Annotated in this window: 1 pseudogene; it reads left to right on the top strand. The window is 59.0% G+C overall.

The features are described 5' to 3' along the window. Positions 1–601, top strand: a pseudogene (locus GOX01_RS12780) (IS701 family transposase); the annotation flags it as partial. Between the last annotated feature and the right edge of the window lie 24 nt (positions 602–625).

Raw genomic sequence — 625 nt, 5'->3', positions numbered from 1 at the left:
CGGCCGTCCACGAGTGCGTCACGTCCCTAATGTCACGTCCGTGGCGGCGCACACCATGCTCGAAGGGACGAAGTGGCGGCAGGTCAGTTGGCGTAAGGGAACGAAGGGACGCCTGACGGCTCGTTTTGCGGCCATACGCGTACGCATCGCAGATGGTGCACCCCAGCGGATCGGCTCTGCTGGAGCCCAGCACATGCCAGGCGAAGAAGCCTGGCTGGTGGGGGAGCATCGCTCGAATGGCGAACGAAAATACTACCTTTCGAACTTACCGACCGAGACACCAATCAAGGTTCTGGCTGGCGCGATCAAAGCGCGCTGGATATGCGAACAGGCCCATCAGCAACTCAAAGAGGAGTTGGGGCTGGATCACTTCGAGGGACGATCCTGGACCGGACTTCACCGCCATGCCTTGATGTCGATGATGGCCTACGCCTTCCTGCAGTCCCGCAGACTCGCTCAGGCGGGACGAAAAAAAAAGAGCCTCCGGACCGCCACCGCAACCCAGTCTGCCAGCAGTGCGCCAGGCCATTCTTGACCGCATAGCTCGTTCACCACCAACACATTGCCCTCATTGCGGATGGATATTCAACAGACACCCTAACTCAATTCTGCCAAAGTAGTGCTA

The organism is Gluconobacter oxydans (assembly GCF_006539685.1).
Lineage (GTDB): Bacteria > Pseudomonadota > Alphaproteobacteria > Acetobacterales > Acetobacteraceae > Gluconobacter > Gluconobacter oxydans.
The sequence above is the reverse complement of the archived record's forward strand: the minus strand, read 5'-3'. Positions and strand labels throughout refer to the sequence as shown.